Origin of the sequence: Pseudomonas kairouanensis (genome assembly GCF_004682055.1) — a bacterium.
Taxonomy (GTDB): Bacteria; Pseudomonadota; Gammaproteobacteria; order Pseudomonadales; family Pseudomonadaceae; genus Aquipseudomonas; species Aquipseudomonas kairouanensis.
Genome location: NZ_QUZU01000077.1, coordinates 1 through 16,797, shown reverse-complemented (window position 1 = coordinate 16,797; position 16,797 = coordinate 1). Strand labels below are relative to the sequence as shown.

Sequence of the window (16,797 nt, the reverse complement as noted above, 5' to 3'; positions counted from 1 at the left end):
CGCGAATGCGGTGTGTCAGATACACATGAATTGACTGACACACCGCATTCGCGAGCAAGCCCGCTCCCACATTTGTCCTACGCAAGCCCTCAAAAAAGTGCTCCTTGCTATTTGCGTTGATGATAAGCATTATCATTAACTGCAAATCGGTCTGGTATCACTGTGAGCCAATCTCGCTTCAACCAAGTCTTTCTCACCCAACGGGTGATTCTGCTTCGCACTTTGCAGCGCATGGTGAATAACCACAGCACCGCTGAGGACCTGTTGCAGGAAACCTACCTGCGCGTCACCCGGGCCCTGAGTGAGCGCCCCATCGATCACCTCGAACCCTTCGTCTACCAAACCGCACGCAACCTGGCGTTGGACCACCTGCGCTCCCGTCGGATCCAGGCCCGCACACTGCAGGAAGATGTGCCGTTGGATGTTCTGCAAAGCGTCGCCGCCCCCATCAGCACCCCCGAAGACGCGACCCAGGCCGAGCAGATGCTGGAGGCATTGAGCGTCAGCCTGGGCCAGTTGAGCGCCCGCCAGCAGCAGATTTTCATCCTCAGCCGCCTGCATGGGTGCAGCTACCAGGAGATCGCCGATCAGTTGGATGTGTCCTTGAGCACCGTGCAAAAGGAACTCAAATTAATCATGGCCATCTGCGTAGGTGTGGCCCAAAGGTTGGATCAGCCTTAAGCTTCATCAACCCGAGCTGTAGGAAAGTTGATTAAAACGTGGCGAAGACCCGAGGCACACCGTGACGGACCCGAAAAAACTGCCCCCCCATGAGCTGGCTCATGAGGTGTTGCAAGACCTGGCTATGGACCAAGCCCTCGACTGGCTGATTGCCTTGCAGTGCCCGCAGCCCGGGCAGCAGGCCGAGTTCGATGCCTGGCTGGCCAGCGACCCGGCCCACGTCCACGCCTTCGCCCAGGCCCAGGCTGCCTGGGGTGGCGCGCCGGTACACAGTGCCGCCGTCGCACTGGCAGCGCCGCGCAAGCCCAGCGTGTGGCGGCGGATCAAACCCCACTGGAAACCCTTGGCCACTGCTGCCGTGTTGCTGATCGGCCTGTTCAGCTTCAGCAACCTGCCCGTGCGCCTGCAAGCCGACCACCTCACCGTGGTGGGCGAGCGCCAGCGCCTGCAACTGGACGATGGCTCCAAAGTGCTGCTCAACACCAACTCGGCGTTTTCCAGCAGCATCAAGGACCATCAGCGCATCGCCCGCCTGTATCAGGGTGAAGCGTTTTTCGAAATCATGCCCAGCCACGGCCTGCCCCTGGAAATCGACGCCGGCCCGGTGCGCGCCAGCGTGCGCGATACCGACTTCGCCGTGCGCTACCTCAACGGCGAAGCCCAAGTGCAGGTGCAGCGCGGCAATGTGGACCTAAGCAACACCGTCGACGACGCCCGTGTGCGCCTGAGTGCCGGGGAAAGTATCCGCATCGGCCCCAAAGGCTTCGGCCCACCGGCCAGGCTGGATACCAATAAGGACCTGGCCTGGGTGCAGGGCCGCCTGATCTTCGAAAACTGCCCGATGAGCGAAGTACTTGCCGAACTGCGCCGCTATTACCCAGGGTGGATCGTCAATACCAACGATCAGCTCGCCAGCGTTGCCGTTACTGGCAACTACCGTCTCGACCAGCCCCTCGATGTCGTACGCTCCCTCGCCCACATCACCTCGGCCAAACTCACCGAATACCCCGCGCTGGTGATCCTGAACTAAATGAGAATTATTTTTACTCGATAGCAACCGGCGGTACGTCTCGTCTTAGCCAATGCAACTGATTCCTATTTGTTTCAGTTCGCAACTATAAGATTCGTACCCCGGAGCGCTCTCGATGTCCTCTCGTTTCAACCGCCGGTCTTCTTCGCCTGTCCTGTCCCTGCTGACCGCCGCCCTCCTGCTGGCCGGCGCACCGGCGATGACCGTCAGCGCCGCCGAGCCTGCGTCGCGCAGCCTTGGCAACTACAACTTCAGCATTGAACAGCAGCCCCTGGTCTCGGCCCTCAACGCCTTCACCAGCGTGACCGGCTGGCAGGTCGGCTTGCCCGCAGAACTGGGCCAGGGTGTATCGTCCCCAGGCGTGCGTGGCCCGCTGTCGCCGGAAAAAGCCCTGGATCAGCTACTGGTCGGGACCAACCTGAGCTACCGCAAACTGGGCAACAACAACATCGTCCTGGAAAAACGCGCCGCCGGCAGCACCCTCAACCTGCAACAGGTGACCATCAGCGCCACCCGTCACGAGCAGGACGTCACCAGCGTCCCAAGCACCGTCAGCGTGCACGACCGCCAGGAACTGGACCGCCTCAATGTCGGCAACAGCCGCGACCTGGTGCGCTACGAGCCGGGCGTTTCCGTGGGTGGCGCTGGCACGCGCTCCGGCAATGCGGGCTTCAACATCCGCGGCATCGACGGCGACCGCATCCTCACCCAGGTCGATGGCGTTGAAGTGCCGGACCACTTCTCCAATGGCCCCTATGCGCAAACCCGTCGCAACTACGTCGATCCAGAAATCGTCAAACGCGTCGAGATCCTGCGCGGCCCGGCCTCGGCCCTGTACGGCAGCAGCGCCATCGGCGGCGCCGTGAGCTACTTCACCCTCGACCCCGACGACATCATCAAGCCCGGCCAGGACGTGGGCGCCCGCCTGAAAACCGGCTACAGCTCCGCCGACGAAAGCTGGCTCACCTCCGGCACCCTCGCCGGCCGCGTGCAGGACTTCGACGGTTTGCTGCACCTGAGCCAGCGTAACGGCCACGAGACCGAAACCTACAACGGCAACAACCTCACCGGCCTGAATCGCACCGGCGCCAACCCGGAGGACGCACGCACCACCAACGTGCTGGCCAAGCTGGGCTGGAACTATGGCGATGACAACCGCCTGGGCTTCACCTACGAGAAGTACAAGGACGACCGCGACACCAATCAGAAAAGCGCCGTGGGCGGCCCGTACAACACCGGCTTCAACAGCAACCTGTACCGCGCTCGCTCGGGCAACGACACCATCACCCGCGAACGCTTTGGCCTGGAAAACAGCATCGCGGTCGACACGTTGTTTGCCGACCGCATCAAGACCAGCCTCAACTACCAGATCGGCAAGACCGACCAGACTACGGCCGAGCACTACGTATCGGGCGCACGCAACTTGTTACGCGAGCGCCAGACCCTCTACCAGGAAAAACAATGGGTGCTCGACGCCCAATTGGACAAGGCGTTTGCCATCGGTGACACCGATCACCTGGTGACCTATGGCGCCACGATCAAACAAGCCAAGGTCACCGGTTCACGTACCGGCAGCGCAACGTGCCTGACCGTCAGCGCCAATTGCCCGACTGTCGGCGGTCCAAGCACCCTGGCCTCGGACAAAGTCGTTCCGTCCAGCGACTTCCCTGACCCGACCATCAACACCTACGCGCTGTTCGCCCAGGACCAGATCAGTTGGGGCGACTGGACCTTCCTGCCCAGCGTTCGCTACGACTACACCCAACTCAAGCCCAAGCTGACCGAGGACTTCCTCAACGCCACCGACCCGAACCGGATCTACCCACATGACAACAGCCCCAAGACCTGGCATCGCGTCTCGCCCAAATTCGGCCTGACCTATGCACTGACCGACAATTACACCTGGTTCGGCCAATACGCCGAAGGTTTCCGCACCCCGTCGGCCAAATCGCTGTATGGCCGCTTTGAAAACCTACAGGAAGGCTACGTGGTAGAGCCCAATTCAAACCTCAAGCCCGAAAGCAGCAAGAGCTTTGAAACCGGGCTGCGCGGTAACTTTGAGTCGGGCAACTTCGACATCGCGGTGTTCTATAACAAGTACGACAACTTCATTAACGAAGATGCCGTGCAGCTATCGCCCACCAGCGCCGTGTACAAGGCCACCAATATCAAACGCGCCACTATCCAGGGCGTAGAAGCCAAAGGCCGCCTGAACCTCGATGCCTTCGGCGCACCGCAGGGCCTGTACACCCAGGGCTCGGTGGCCTATGCCTATGGCCGCAATGATGACAACGGTGAACCGCTCAACAGCGTCAACCCGCTCAAGGGCGTGTTTGGCCTGGGTTACGAACAGGAAAGCTACGGCGCGCTGGTCAGCTGGACGTTGGTCAAGAAGCAAAACCGTGTCGACAGCGCGACCTTCTTCTCCCCCGACGGTGACACCACCAAGGCCCCGTTCAAGACCCCAGGCTTTGGCATTGTTGACCTGACCGGGTTCTACAAGGTCACCAACGACGTGACCATCAACGGCGGCGTCTACAACCTCACCGACAAGAAGTACTGGAACTGGGACGATGTGCGCAGCTTCGACAGCATCGGTGAAGCTGGCGTGACCGCCCCTGCCAACATCGACCGCCTGACCCAGCCGGGCCGCAACTTTGCGATCAACGTGATCTGGGACATCTGATAGCGCCCGCCTCACCCCGTCGATTTTTTATCGACGAGGTGAGGATTTTTTACTGTGCCGCGTCTTCTTGTTCGTCTAGTTGATAACAGCTCTCTTTAGAGCAAAAAGGCGCTCCTCTTCTCAAGGACTTTTTTCATGACTGCTTCTCCCACCGCAGAACGCCCAAGCCTGCGCTCCCAGCGCCTGAACCAGATCACCAACGAGCCCCACACCAAGCTCGATGCGTTGGTAAAAGCCCACGCCCCGTTTGAAACCCAGGCCAACTTTGCCCGTTTCGTGGTGGCCCAATACCTGTTCCAGTCGGAACTGGTGGCGCTGTACACCGATGCCGAACTGATCAAGATCGTCCCGGACCTGGCCGCACGTTGCCGCGCTGAAGCAGCCAAGCTCGACCTGGCCGACCTGGATACCGAAGTGCCTGCGCCCGTGGCGGGCAGCGTGAACAACCCAAGCAAGGCCGAAGCCTTGGGTTGGTTGTTTGTGTCCGAAGGCTCCAAGCTGGGCGCCGCGTTCCTGATCAAGCGCGCCGTGGGTCTGGGGCTGAGTGAAACCTTCGGCGCCCGTCACCTGGGTGAGCCGGCCGGTGGTCGTGCTGAAGGTTGGAAGAGCTTTACCCGCACCCTCGATGGCCTGGAGTTCAGCGCCGAAGAGGAAGTTGCGGTGGAAAAAGGTGCGGTCGATGCGTTTGTGCGCTTCACCGTTTTGCTGGAACAGGCGTACGCTAGCGCCCCTGAACTGGCCTGACTGCCAAAATTGAAATGCAATTTAAATGTGGGAGCGGGCTTGCTCGCGAAGGCGGTGGGTCAGTTAACGCATGTGCTGGCTGACACACCGCCTTCGCGAACAAGCCCGCTCCCACACTTGGATCTCATTTCAAGCTGATTTTCTGTGATACCCCTACCTATGACCGGCAAACCCCAATCCACCTCCAAAATCGCCCGGATCCTCTTCGGCCTGCTGGCCTACGTCAGCCTGGGCATCGGGCTGGTGGCGATTGTCATACCGGGTTTGCCTACCACCGAATTCATTCTGCTGGCCGCCTGGGCCGCCACCAAAAGCTCGCCGCGCCTCAGCGCCTGGCTTGAAAACCACCGGCTGTTCGGGCCCATCCTAGCCAACTGGCGCAACGGCAAGATCATCGCCCGCCGGGCCAAGGTCAGCGCCACCGTCAGCATGCTGCTGTGCGCCACCCTGATGCTGGTGATGCTCGACCACGGCTGGCCGATCTACCTGGCGATTGCCGGGATGGGCCTGGGCAACCTGTGGATCTGGTCACGCCCGGAACGGCTCTCAACCCCCATATAACGCGTCATGTAGGGCATTTCCTACCACTCATCGCCTCCGCCTCATGAATTGACCCACAGCGCCGATGTTCCAGACATAGCGCTGAATGGACTCTGCCGTGCTGTGCACACCCACAAGTCCATTCGCGAGTGAACCTATGTTCGACACCCTCTCCATACGTCTGAAAATCGTGCTGTTGTCCGGCCTATGCCTGTTGGGGGTGATTGCGCTGATCATCAGCGTGAACCTGTATGAAACCGATCAGAACGACCGACTGATCAGCGATTCCAGCTCGCGCATGCTCACCAATAGCGTGCAGAACCTGCTGCAATCCAAAGCCGCCGAACAAGCGGTGCAATTGCAGAAAACCTTCGGCGAAAACCTGCTGGCGGTCACCACCCTTGCCGACCAGGTCAAAGACCTGCGCACCCTCGCTGCCCAGCGCTCGCTGGATGCCGGTGCCCTGCGTGAAGCCCTCAACCAGAGCGTGAAGACTGTCTTTGAGCGCAACAGCAAGGCCCTGGGTATCTGGCTGGCATTCGAACCCAACGGGCTGGATGGCAAGGACAGTGAATTCGTCGACGACAAGGCCCGCGTGTCCAATGAAAAAGGGCGTTTCGCCAGCTATTGGAGCCGGGCGGGCGGCGCTGGCCTGAACACCATCATGGTCGAAGACGACCTGACCAAGACCAGTCTCAACCTCAGCGGTACGCCCTACAACATCTGGTACACCTGCCCACGGGATACCCGCAGCACCTGCCTGCTCGACCCGTATGAAGACACGGTGGCTGGCAAGTCGATGCTGATGACCACCATCTCCCTGCCCTTGATCGTAGACGGCAAGGTCATCGGCGTGATCGGCATCGATATCGCCCTCGACACCCTGCAAGCCACCACCGATGCCGCGCAAAAAGAGCTGTTCGACAGTGCCGCCCACCTGGAAATCATCTCCAGCACCGGCCTGATTGCGGCCTACAGCGGCGAACCCGGCCGCGTCGGCAAGAACCTGACCGACACCCTCGGCGCCGAAGGCAAGGAAATCGTACAGCTGCTGGCCAACGACACCCGCATGATCCGCGAACAGGACGACACCATTCGCGCCGTGTACCCGGTCAAGCCGATCAGCGATGCCAAAACCTGGGGCGTGCTGATCAAGCTGCCCAAGCATGTGATGCTGGCCGATACGGTCAAACTGCAAGGCCTGCTGGACAAAGCCCAGGATGCCGGCACCCTCAAGGCCCTGCTGGTAGGCGCCGCTGCAGCCCTGGTGGGCCTGCTGCTGATCTGGCTGACGGCCACCGGCGTGACCCGCCCGATCAACAGCGTGGCCGCCATGCTCAAGGACATCGCCAGCGGTGACGGCGACCTCACCCAACGGCTGAACTACAGCAAAAAAGACGAACTGGGCGAACTGGTGAACTGGTTCAACCGCTTCCTCGACAAGCTGCAACCGACCATCGCCCAGATCAAGCAAAGCATCACCGAGGCCCGGGGCACGGCGGATCAGTCTTCGGAAATTGCCCGCCAGACCAGCGAAGGCATGCAGGTGCAGTTCCGCGAAATCGACCAGGTGGCCACCGCCTCCAATGAAATGAGCGCCACTGCCCACGACGTGGCCAACAGCGCCTCCAATGCCGCCAGCGCAGCGCGTGGCGCCGACCAGTCGGCGCGTGAAGGCATGTCGATCATCGAGCAGAGCACCCGCGATATCACCACCCTCGCCGAAGAAGTCAGCAAGGCCGTGGGCGAAGTCGAGGCCCTGGCGGTCAACAGCGAGCAGATTGGTTCGGTACTGGAAGTGATCCGCAGCATTGCCGAGCAAACCAACCTGCTGGCCCTCAATGCCGCCATCGAAGCGGCCCGTGCCGGCGAAAGCGGGCGGGGTTTTGCGGTGGTGGCCGACGAAGTGCGCAACCTGGCCAAGCGCACCCAGGATTCGGTGGAGGAGATCCGCCATGTGATCGAACGCATCCAGAGCGGCACCCGTGGCGTGGTGGCGACCATGCATTCAAGCCAAAGCCAGGCCCAGAGCAATGCCGGGCAGATCCACCAAGCGGTGCAGGCCCTGGGCAAGATCAGCGATGCGGTGACGGTGATCAGCGACATGAACCTGCAAATCGCCAGCGCTGCCGAACAGCAAAGTGCGGTGGCCGAAGAGGTTAACCGCAATGTTTCGGCGATTCGCACTGTCACGGAAACGCTTACAGGGCAAGCGACTGAGTCGGCGGCGATCAGTAGCCAGTTGAATGCACTGGCCAGCCAGCAGATGAAATTGATGGATCAGTTTCGGGTGTAGCCCAATCTCAAAAACGCCGCAGGTCAAATGTGGGAGGGGGCTTGCTCCCGATAGGGTTTGTCAGCCAATACATAGCTGACTGACACACCGCCATCGGGAGCAAGCCCCCTCCCACATTTTTAGATCACATTGGGCTTAAAGACCGGGCCAGGCTTGGACGAACGCCGCCAAATCTTCCTTCGCCGCCGTACGCGGCGGGTTCTGCGGCGTGCCCAGGTACAGGAAGCCAATCACCTCCTCACCCTGCGCAAGCCCCAACCCCTTGGCGACATGCGCCGAGTACGACAACTCACCGGTGCGCCACACCGCGCCAATGCCCTGGGCATACGCCGCCAGCAAAATGCCGTGGGCCGCGCAGCCTGCCGCCAGCAATTGTTCGGACTTAGGCACCTTGAAGTGCTCCTGCAAACGAGCAATCACCACCACCACCAACGGCGCGCGCAGCGGGCCGTTCTGGGCTTTGTCGATCACCGCCTGCGGGGCATCGGCGTCTTGCAGGCGTGCCGCTTCGGCCAACAGCGTGCCCATCTGTTCGCGGGCGGCGCCTTCCACCGTGAGGAAGCGCCAAGGACGCAACTGGCCATGATCCGGCGCACGCATGGCGGCGGCGAACAGCACGTCGCGCTGCTCCTGGGTCGGTGCCGGTTCCAGCAGGCGCGGCACGGAAACACGGTTGAGCAAAGCGTCGAGAGCCTGCATTGGCCACCTCCAGAAAAAAATGTGCGGTCATTCTAGCGGGAATGTCGCACCACCCACCAAACGATAATTGCTCTTATTCATTCGGCCCTGCCCTGTTAGACTTTGCGACCTAATTTTTTGCCTTCGTGCGGGAAACTCGATGTTCCGTTCGCTTTTTCGCCTGTGCGCAGCGTTGCTGGCCCTGAGCCTGACCGCCTGCGATGACGCGCCACGATTCACCAAGGCCGAGCCGGGTGAATCACGGGCGGGCGGCGCTGCGACGGTGAACAAGCGCGACCAGAACGCGTTTTCCCTGCCGTCGGCCAACTTGTCGCCTACCCGTCGCCTGGATTTCAGCGTCGGCAACAGTTTCTTTCGCAGCCCGTGGGTGATCGCACCGTCCACCACCACGGCCCGTGATGGCCTGGGACCGCTGTTCAACACCAATGCCTGCCAGAACTGCCACATCAAGGACGGCCGCGGCCACCCGCCCTTGCCCGATGCAGCCAATGCCGTATCGATGCTGGTGCGGCTGTCGATTCCGGACTCGCCCGCGTTTGCCAAGGCCATCGAACAAATCGGCGTAGTGCCCGAACCGGTCTACGGCGGCCAATTGCAGGACATGGCCGTGCCAGGCGTGCTGCCGGAGGGCAAGGTGCGGGTCGACTACACACCGGTGAAGGTGACGTTCAAGGACGGCACCGTGGTGGAGTTGCGCAAGCCAGTCCTGCAAATCACCCAGTTGGGCTATGGCCCTATGCACCCCGATACACGTTTTTCGGCGCGCGTCGCCCCGCCGATGATCGGCCTGGGCCTGCTCGAAGCTATCAGTGATGCCGATATCCTGCGCAACACCGACCCCAAGACAGCCGACAAAGAGGCTCTCGTCGGCCGCGCCAACCAGGTATGGGACGACGCCCAACACGCAACCGTGCTCGGGCGTTTTGGCTGGAAAGCCGGGCAACCCAACCTCAATCAACAAAATGTTCACGCGTTTTCTGGTGATATGGGCCTCACCACCTCCCTGAGACCCTTCGATGACTGCACCGATGCCCAAGTGGCCTGCAAACAGGCGCCCAATGGCAATGGCCAGGATGGCGAGCAAGAAGTCAGCGACAACATCCTGCGCCTGGTGCTGTTCTACACCCGCAACCTTGCCGTACCGGCGCGCCGTGGCGTCAACACGCCAGACGTGCTGGCGGGTAAAAACCTGTTCTATCAAGCCGGTTGCCAGGGCTGCCATAAACCCTCGTTTACTACCGCCGCCAATGCCGCTGAACCCGAACTGGCCAACCAGGTGATCCGCCCCTATAGCGACCTGCTGTTGCACGACATGGGCGAAGGCCTTGCCGACAACCGCAGCGAATTCAAGGCCAGTGGCCGCGACTGGCGCACCGCGCCTTTGTGGGGCATTGGCCTGACACAAACCGTAAGCGGCCACACCCAGTTCTTGCATGACGGCCGCGCCCGCAACCTGCTGGAAGCCGTGCTCTGGCACGGCGGTGAAGCACAAGCGGCGCAGCAGCATGTGTTGTCCTTTAATGCCGAGCAACGTGCTGCGTTGCTGGCGTTCCTGAATTCTTTATAAGCTTCGCCCCAATTACAGAAGGGAGCTCGACATGTTCCGTCCCAAGTTGTTGTTCACCAGCCTGGCCGCCCTCGCCCTGGGTGCCTGCTCGCCCCAAGACCCGCAAGCCGTGACCTCGGCGGCCATCGCCAAGCAAGTGATCCTGCCGACCTACAGCCGTTGGGTCGAAGCTGACCGTCAACTGGCCGTCAGCGCCCTGGCCTACTGCCAGGGCAAGGAAAGCCTGGAGACCGCCCGCGCCGATTTCCTCCATGCGCAAAAAGCCTGGGCCGAGTTGCAACCGTTGCTGATCGGCCCGCTGGCCGAGGGCAACCGTTCGTGGCAAGTGCAGTTCTGGCCGGACAAAAAGAACCTGGTGGGTCGCCAGGTTGAACAGCTGGTGACCGCCCAGCCGCAGATCGACAGCGCCGCGTTGGCCAAGTCCAGCGTGGTGGTGCAGGGCCTTTCCGCCTACGAATACATCCTCTACGACGCCAAGACCGACGTCGCCGACGAAGCCCAGAAAGCCCGTTACTGCCCGCTGCTGGTGGCCATTGGCGAGCGCCAGAAAGCCCTGGCCGAAGAGATCCTGGCCAGCTGGAACAGCACCGACGGCATGCTCGCGCAGATGACCAAGTTTCCAAACCAGCGCTACGCCGATTCCCACGAAGCCATTGCCGATCTGCTGCGCGTCCAGGTGACCGCACTGGATACCCTCAAGAAGAAACTCGGCACACCGATGGGCCGCCAGACCAAGGGCATCCCGCAACCGTTCCAGGCCGATGCCTGGCGCAGCCAGTCGTCCCTGCAAAGCCTGGAAGCCAGCCTTGCTGCGGCCCAGACCGTGTGGGTCGGCGTCGACAACAAGGGCCTGCGCGGCCTGCTGCCGTCCGACCAGAAGCCGTTGGCCGACAAGATCGACGCCGCCTACGCCGCCTCCCTGAAACTGTTCGCCAGCAACCAGCGCAGCCTCAATGAACTGTTGGGCGACGATGCCGGGCGCGAGCAGCTCAACGCTATCTACGACAGCCTCAACGTCGTCCACCGCCTGCACGAAGGCGAGCTGGCCAAGGCGCTGGGCATCCAATTGGGCTTTAACGCCAACGACGGTGACTGATGATGCTCAGGCGACAGGCTTTGGCGGTTGGCAGCATGCTGCTCAGCGCGTTGACGTTGGGCGGCTGGACGCTGTTCAAAGGTAAAGACAAGGGCCCACTGCTGCTCTCGGCCCGCGATGATGGCGACGGCAAGCACTACGCCGTGGGCTACCGACTGGATGGCAAGCAGGTGTTTGCCACCCAGGTCGGCCAGCGCTGCCATGACATCATCAACCACCCGAGCCTGCCGATTGCGCTGTTCGTCGCCCGTCGGCCGGGCACCGAGAGTTACCTGATCGACCTGCGTGATGGCGCGCTGCTGCAAACCATCACCTCCCATGCCAACCGCCACTTCTATGGCCATGCGGTCATTCACAAGAGCGGCGACTGGCTGTACGCCACCGAAAACGACACGTCCGACCCCGGCCGAGGCCTGCTTGGCGTGTACAAGTTCGAAGGCGAACGCCTGGTGCATACCGGCGAAATTTCCACCCACGGCATCGGCCCGCACCAGGTGTCGTGGATGCCCGACGGCGAAACCCTGGTGGTGGCCAACGGTGGTATTCGTACCGAAGCCGAAAGCCGCGTGGAGATGAACCTCAACGCCATGGAGCCCAGCCTGGTGCTGATGCAGCGTGACGGCACGCTGATCAGCAAGGAAACCCTGGCCCAGCCGATGAACAGCGTGCGGCATATGGGCATCGCCAACGATGGCACCATCCTCACCGGGCAGCAGTTCATGGGGCCGTCCCAGGAGCGTTCCGAGTTGCTGGCGATCAAGCGTCCGGGCCAACCGTTCGTAGCATTCCCCGTGGCGGACGAGCAACTGCAGGCGATGGGGCACTACACCGCCAGCGTCGCGGTGCACAGCGAACTGCGCCTGGTGGCGTTGACCGCACCGCGTGGCAACCGCTTCTTTATCTGGGACATGGACAGCTTTGAACTGCGTCTGGATGGGCCCTTGCCCGACTGTGCCGGGGTGGGCGCCGTGACGGACGGGTTTGTGGTGACCTCAGGCCAAGGGCGTTGCCGATTCTACGATTGCCGCCAGAAACAGTTGGTAGCAAAACCCTTGGAATTGCCGGCAGGGCTCTGGGATAACCATCTGCATCTGATCTGAAGCCCCCTCTGAGCAGGGCCAGTCCTGGCCCTGCTCCCGGTGAAAAACACCGCCTGGAATCCCCACTACACTTCAACAAAAAATCGCCTGCCAAAGTTTTCCAAGGAACCGGAACATGCTGCGCCGTCGCCTGCTGATCATGCTGGGTCTCGTCCTGTTAATCGTCCTGCTGCTGGGGGGCTATAAAGCCTTTTCCATCTACCAGCAGATCCAAGTCTTTTCCAAGCCAAAACCGGCAGTCAGCGTGGCAGTGGCGACGGCGGTCGAACAACCCTGGCAACAGCGCTTGCCGTCGGTCGGCACGTTAAAAGCCCTGCAAGGCGTCAACCTCAGCCTGGAAGTGGCAGGTACGGTCAAGGACGTGCAGTTCGAGTCAGGCCAGAAGGTCAAGGTCGGGCAACCCTTGGTGCAACTGGACAGCGCCGTGGAGAGTGCCCTGTTGGAAACCGCCCAGGCTGACCTGGGCCTGGCGCAACTCGACTACGGCCGTGGCAGCCAACTGGTGGGCAGCCAGGCGATTTCCAAGGGTGAGTTCGACCGCCTCTCCGCCCAATTGCAAAAGAACAAGGCCACGGTCAACCAGCTCAAGGCATCCCTGGCCAAGAAGCACATCGTCGCACCGTTTGGCGGCACCATCGGTATTCGCCAGGTGGACGTGGGCGACTACCTGGCCAGCGGGACGGTGATCGCGACCTTGCAGGACATCAGCAGCCTGTACGTCGACTTCTTCATCCCCGAGCATTTCGTACCTAAGGTCGCCCTTGATCAACCGGTGCTGGTGGAGGTCTCGGCCTACCCCGGCCAGCAGTTCCCCGGCCGCATCAGCGCGATCAACCCGAAGGTCGAGAACAGCACGCGCAACGTGCTGGTGCGCGCCACCCTGGCCAACCCCGATGGCAAGTTGTTACCCGGCATGTTCACCAGCCTTGAGGTACTGCTGCCCAACCCGACCGCGCAAATCGTTGTGCCGGAAGGTGCGATTACCTACACCCTTTATGGCAACTCGGTGTACGCCGTGGCGCAGAAAAAGTCCGAGAACGGCGAGGTAGAAAAGGATGCCAACGGTCAGCCCCAACTGATTGCCGAGCGCCGCTTTGTGGAAACCGGTGAACGTCGCGGTGGCCTGGTGCTGGTGAGCAAGGGCTTGAGCGCCGGTGAGCAGGTGGTCAGCGCCGGCCAGCTCAAGCTGGACAACGGCACGCCCATCGCCATCAGCCCGGACAAAAACCTGCCGGCAGGGCATTGAGCCATGAAGTTCACCGACGTTTTTATCCGCCGCCCGGTGCTGGCCATGGTGGTCAGCCTGCTGATCGTACTGCTGGGGTTTCAGGCCTACAGCAAGCTGCCGCTGCGCCAATACCCCAGCATGGAAAACGCCCTGATCACGGTGACCACCGCCTACCCCGGCGCAAATGCCGAGACGATCCAGGGCTATATCACCCAGCCCTTGCAGCAAAGCCTGGCGAGCGCCGAGGGCATCGACTACATGACCTCGGTCAGTCGCCAGAACTTCTCGGTGATCTCGATCTACGCGCGCATCGGCGCCAACAGCGACCGCCTGTTTACCGAGTTACTGGCCAAGGCCAACGAGGTGAAGAACAAGCTGCCCCAGGACGCCGAAGACCCGGTGCTGAGCAAAGAAGCCGCCGACGCGTCGGCGCTGATGTACATCAGCTTCTCCAGCCAGCAACTGAACAACCCACAAATCACCGACTACCTGTCGCGAGTGATCCAGCCCAAGCTTGCCACCCTGCCGGGCATGGCCGAGGCGGAGATCCTCGGCAACCAGGTGTTCGCCATGCGCATCTGGCTCGACCCGGTAAAACTGGCAGGCTTTGGCCTGAGTGCCAGCGATATCACCGACGCCGTGCGCCGCTACAACTTTCTCTCCGCCGCTGGCGAAGTGAAGGGCGAGTTTGTGGTCACCAGCATCAACGCCAACACCGACCTCAAGTCGGCCGATGCCTTTGGTGCCATTGCGGTGAAAACCGACGGCGACAGCCGCGTGCTGCTGCGGGACGTGGCGCGAGTGGAAATGGGCGCAGAAAACTACAACGCCATCAGCTCATTCGGCGGCACCCCCTCTGTGTATATCGGCATCAAGGCCACTCCCAGTGCCAACCCGCTGGATGTGATCAAGGAAGTGCGCAAGATCATGCCGCAGCTGGAATCCCAGTTGCCGCCCAACCTCAAGGCCGAAATTGCCTACGACGCCACACTGTTCATCCAGGCGTCCATCAACGAGGTGGTCAAGACCCTGTTTGAAGCCGTATTGATTGTGATCGTGGTGGTGTTCCTGTTCCTCGGCGCGCTGCGCTCGGTGGTGATCCCGGTAATCACCATTCCGTTGTCGATGATCGGCGTACTGTTTTTCATGCAGTTGATGGGCTACTCGATCAACCTGCTGACCCTGCTGGCGATGGTGTTGGCCATTGGCCTGGTGGTGGACGATGCGATTGTGGTGGTGGAGAACATCCACCGGCATATCGAGGAGGGCAAGCAGCCGCTGGAAGCGGCCCTCGAAGGCGCGCGGGAAATCGCCCTGCCGGTGGTGTCGATGACCATCACCCTGGCGGCGGTGTATGCGCCCATCGGCTTTCTGGAAGGCCTCACAGGGGCGCTGTTCAAGGAGTTCGCGCTGACCCTGGCGGGAGCGGTGATCATCTCGGGTATCGTCGCCCTGACCCTGTCGCCGATGATGTGCGCCCTGCTGCTGCGCCATGACGAAAACCCCACCGGCCTGGCCCACCGCCTCGACCGAATCTTCGACAGCCTCAAGCGCCGTTACCAAAGCCTGTTGCACGGCACCCTGAACACTCGGCCGGTCGTCATCGTATTTGCGTTGATCGTGCTGTGCCTGATCCCGGTGTTCCTCAAGTTCACCCAATCCCAACTGGCCCCCGATGAAGACCAGGGCATCATCTTCATGATGGCCAGCGCGCCCCAGCCCACCAACCTGGAATACCTCAACACCTACACCGATGAGTTCATCAAGATCTTCAAGGAATTCCCGGAGTACTACTCCTCGTTCCAGATCAACGGCTTCAACGGCGTGCAATCGGGTATTGGCGGCTTTCTGCTCAAGCCGTGGAATGAGCGCAGCCGTACACAGATGCAAATCCTGCCCGAGGTGCAGAGCCGCCTGGAGCAGATTCCCGGCCTGCAGGTATTTGGCTTCAACCTGCCGTCCTTGCCGGGCACGGGTGAAGGGCTGCCATTCGGTTTTGTGATCAACACCGCCAATGACTATGAGTCGTTGCTGGACGTGGCCGATCGCGTGAAAAAGCGCGCGATGGAGTCGGGCAAGTTCGCCTTCGTCGATATCGACCTGGCCTTCGACAAACCCGAAGTGGTGGTAGATATCGACCGGGCCAAGGCGGCGCAGATGGGCGTGTCGATGCAGGATCTGGGCGGCACCCTGGCGACCTTGCTGGCGGAGGCGGAAATCAACCGCTTCACCCTCGATGGGCGCAGTTACAAGGTCATCGCCCAGGTTGAGCGCGCCTACCGCGACAACCCCGATTGGCTGAACAATTACTACGTGAAAAACACCCAGGGCGAACTGCTGCCACTGTCGACCCTGATCACCGTGACCGACCGCGCCCGCCCTCGGCAGTTGAACCAGTTCCAGCAACTGAATTCGGCGCTGATCTCGGGCTTCCCCATTGTCAGCATGGGCGAAGCCATCGATACCGTGCGCCAGATTGCCGTTGAAGAAACTCCGCCCGGCTATGCCTTCGACTACAGCGGCGCGTCCCGGCAATTTATCCAGGAAGGCGCCGCGTTGTGGGTCACCTTCGGCCTGGCCCTGGCGATCATCTTTCTGGTGCTGGCGGCGCAGTTCGAGAGCTTTCGTGACCCATTGGTGATTCTGGTGACGGTGCCGCTGTCGATCTGCGGTGCGCTGATTCCGTTGTTCCTCGGCTGGTCGAGCATGAACATCTATACCCAGGTCGGCCTGGTGACCCTGATCGGCTTGATCAGCAAGCACGGGATCCTGATCGTCGAGTTCGCCAACCAACTGCGCAAGGACAAGGGCCTGACACCACGCCAGGCAGTAGAAGAAGCCGCCGCGATTCGCCTGCGCCCGGTGCTGATGACCACCGCAGCCATGGTGTTTGGCATGGTGCCGTTGATCCTGGCCACGGGCGCGGGGGCAGTGAGCCGGTTTGATATCGGCATGGTGATTGCGACGGGGATGTCCATCGGCACGCTGTTTACGCTGTTTGTGCTGCCTTGCGTCTACACCTTGCTGGCCAAGCCAGACAGGTATTGATCAACCGGTGGGAGGGGGTTGCCCGCCACCGGTTGCTGTCTTCTCAAGTGACAGGTATCGGGGCAAGCCGCTGACTACAACG

General features: G+C 61.4%; 12 protein-coding genes. 11 read left to right on the top strand and 1 reads right to left on the bottom strand.

From position 1 onward, the window contains the following. Nucleotides 1-162: 162 nt before the first annotated feature. From DYL59_RS30450 to DYL59_RS32245, 6 genes are all read left to right on the top strand, one after another. Nucleotides 163-681, top strand: coding sequence for an RNA polymerase sigma factor (locus tag DYL59_RS30450; RefSeq protein WP_135292493.1), 519 nt, complete (start codon nucleotides 163-165; stop codon nucleotides 679-681). A gap of 61 nt (nucleotides 682-742) precedes the next feature. Continuing rightward, complete coding sequence (locus tag DYL59_RS30445) at nucleotides 743-1,711, top strand: FecR family protein (protein ID WP_135292492.1); 969 nt, start codon at nucleotides 743-745, stop codon at nucleotides 1,709-1,711. 115 nt (nucleotides 1,712-1,826) lie between these two features. Then, nucleotides 1,827-4,397 (top strand): TonB-dependent receptor, encoded by a 2,571-nt coding sequence (locus tag DYL59_RS30440; protein WP_135292491.1) that lies wholly within the window; start codon nucleotides 1,827-1,829, stop codon nucleotides 4,395-4,397. Between the two features lie 135 nt (nucleotides 4,398-4,532). Continuing rightward, nucleotides 4,533-5,141 carry a biliverdin-producing heme oxygenase gene (locus DYL59_RS30435; RefSeq protein WP_135292490.1) on the top strand — a complete coding sequence of 203 codons (609 nt, stop codon included), beginning with the start codon at nucleotides 4,533-4,535 and terminating at the stop codon, nucleotides 5,139-5,141. A gap of 159 nt (nucleotides 5,142-5,300) precedes the next feature. After that, nucleotides 5,301-5,702 carry a YbaN family protein gene (locus tag DYL59_RS30425; RefSeq protein WP_135292489.1) on the top strand — a complete coding sequence of 134 codons (402 nt, stop codon included), beginning with the start codon at nucleotides 5,301-5,303 and terminating at the stop codon, nucleotides 5,700-5,702. 136 nt (nucleotides 5,703-5,838) lie between these two features. Further along, nucleotides 5,839-7,977, top strand: a complete 2,139-nt coding sequence (locus DYL59_RS32245) for a methyl-accepting chemotaxis protein (RefSeq protein ID WP_135292488.1) — start codon at nucleotides 5,839-5,841, stop codon at nucleotides 7,975-7,977. Nucleotides 7,978-8,112: 135 nt separating this feature from the next. Here the strand turns inward: DYL59_RS32245 and DYL59_RS30415 are convergent, their stop codons facing one another. Next, the gene (locus tag DYL59_RS30415; RefSeq protein WP_135292487.1) at nucleotides 8,113-8,676 is read right to left on the bottom strand and encodes an NAD(P)H nitroreductase; all 564 of its coding nucleotides are present in this window, start codon (nucleotides 8,674-8,676) and stop codon (nucleotides 8,113-8,115) included. A gap of 139 nt (nucleotides 8,677-8,815) precedes the next feature. On the opposite strand from DYL59_RS30415, the gene DYL59_RS30410 reads away from it, so the two are divergent. The 5 genes from DYL59_RS30410 to DYL59_RS30390 all read left to right on the top strand — a co-directional run bounded on the left by DYL59_RS30410 (nucleotide 8,816) and on the right by DYL59_RS30390 (nucleotide 16,715). Continuing rightward, nucleotides 8,816-10,243, top strand: a complete 1,428-nt coding sequence (locus DYL59_RS30410; protein WP_135292486.1) for a di-heme oxidoreductase family protein — start codon at nucleotides 8,816-8,818, stop codon at nucleotides 10,241-10,243. 31 nt (nucleotides 10,244-10,274) lie between these two features. After that, nucleotides 10,275-11,339: an imelysin family protein gene (locus DYL59_RS30405; RefSeq protein ID WP_135292485.1), complete on the top strand. Its 1,065-nt coding sequence runs from the start codon at nucleotides 10,275-10,277 to the stop codon at nucleotides 11,337-11,339. A 2-nt stretch (nucleotides 11,340-11,341) separates the two neighbouring features. Next, complete coding sequence (locus DYL59_RS30400; protein WP_135292494.1) at nucleotides 11,342-12,439, top strand: DUF1513 domain-containing protein; 1,098 nt, start codon at nucleotides 11,342-11,344, stop codon at nucleotides 12,437-12,439. Nucleotides 12,440-12,554: 115 nt separating this feature from the next. Then, a complete protein-coding gene (locus DYL59_RS30395) occupies nucleotides 12,555-13,685 on the top strand; it encodes an efflux RND transporter periplasmic adaptor subunit (protein ID WP_135292484.1) in 1,131 nt (376 codons plus the stop codon). 3 nt (nucleotides 13,686-13,688) lie between these two features. Further along, on the top strand, nucleotides 13,689-16,715 hold the full coding sequence (locus DYL59_RS30390) for a multidrug efflux RND transporter permease subunit (protein WP_135292483.1): 3,027 nt from the start codon (nucleotides 13,689-13,691) through the stop codon (nucleotides 16,713-16,715). The last annotated feature ends 82 nt before the right edge of the window (nucleotides 16,716-16,797 follow it).

Coding starts and splice junctions, on each gene's coding strand:
- DYL59_RS30440 (WP_135292491.1), top strand. CDS start 1,827: ATGTCCTCTCGTTTCAACCGCCGGTCTTCTTCGCCTGTCCTGTCCCTG.
- DYL59_RS30435 (WP_135292490.1), top strand. CDS start 4,533: ATGACTGCTTCTCCCACCGCAGAACGCCCAAGCCTGCGCTCCCAGCGC.
- DYL59_RS30425 (WP_135292489.1), top strand. CDS start 5,301: ATGACCGGCAAACCCCAATCCACCTCCAAAATCGCCCGGATCCTCTTC.
- DYL59_RS32245 (WP_135292488.1), top strand. CDS start 5,839: ATGTTCGACACCCTCTCCATACGTCTGAAAATCGTGCTGTTGTCCGGC.
- DYL59_RS30415 (WP_135292487.1), bottom strand. CDS start 8,676: ATGCAGGCTCTCGACGCTTTGCTCAACCGTGTTTCCGTGCCGCGCCTG.
- DYL59_RS30410 (WP_135292486.1), top strand. CDS start 8,816: ATGTTCCGTTCGCTTTTTCGCCTGTGCGCAGCGTTGCTGGCCCTGAGC.
- DYL59_RS30405 (WP_135292485.1), top strand. CDS start 10,275: ATGTTCCGTCCCAAGTTGTTGTTCACCAGCCTGGCCGCCCTCGCCCTG.
- DYL59_RS30400 (WP_135292494.1), top strand. CDS start 11,342: ATGCTCAGGCGACAGGCTTTGGCGGTTGGCAGCATGCTGCTCAGCGCG.
- DYL59_RS30395 (WP_135292484.1), top strand. CDS start 12,555: ATGCTGCGCCGTCGCCTGCTGATCATGCTGGGTCTCGTCCTGTTAATC.
- DYL59_RS30390 (WP_135292483.1), top strand. CDS start 13,689: ATGAAGTTCACCGACGTTTTTATCCGCCGCCCGGTGCTGGCCATGGTG.